Here is a 554-nt window from a genome sequence, read left to right as displayed (position 1 = left end):
TCACCGAACAGGAACTCCGCCAGCGTCTTGGACAGCTCGGTCTTGCCCACACCCGACGGGCCCGCGAAGATGAACGACCCACCCGGCCGCTTGGGGTCCTTCAACCCCGCACGCGTCCGCCGGATCGACTGCGACAGCGCCTTGATCGCGTCTTCCTGACCGATCACCCGGCGGTGCAGCTCGTCCTCCATCCGCAGCAGCCGCGCCGACTCCTCCTCGGTCAGCTTGAACACCGGGATACCGGTCGCGGTGGCCAGGACCTCGGCGATCAGCTCCTCGGTCACCTCGGCCACGACATCCATGTCGCCGGCCTTCCACTCCTTCTCCCGCTGCGCCTTCTTGGCCAGCAGCTGCTTCTCCGAATCGCGCAGCGCCGCGGCCTTCTCGAAGTCCTGCGCGTCGATCGCCGACTCCTTCTCCCGACGCACATCAGCGATCTTCTCGTCGTACTCGCGCAGGTCCGGCGGCGCGGTCATCCGACGGATCCGCATCCGCGACCCCGCCTCGTCGATCAGGTCGATCGCCTTGTCCGGCAGGAACCGGTCGGAGATGTA

At 67.3% G+C, this 554-nt stretch carries 1 protein-coding gene; it reads right to left on the bottom strand.

The features are described from left to right. Positions 1–554, bottom strand: a 554-nt coding sequence (locus tag DZF91_RS22815) for a UvrB/UvrC motif-containing protein (RefSeq protein WP_199486811.1), incomplete at both ends; no start/stop codon positions are given.

This window comes from Actinomadura logoneensis, from assembly GCF_003428695.1.
GTDB lineage: Bacteria > Actinomycetota > Actinomycetes > Streptosporangiales > Streptosporangiaceae > Spirillospora > Spirillospora logoneensis.
Note: the sequence above shows the minus strand (reverse complement) of the source record. Positions and strands in the feature narration are given on the sequence as shown.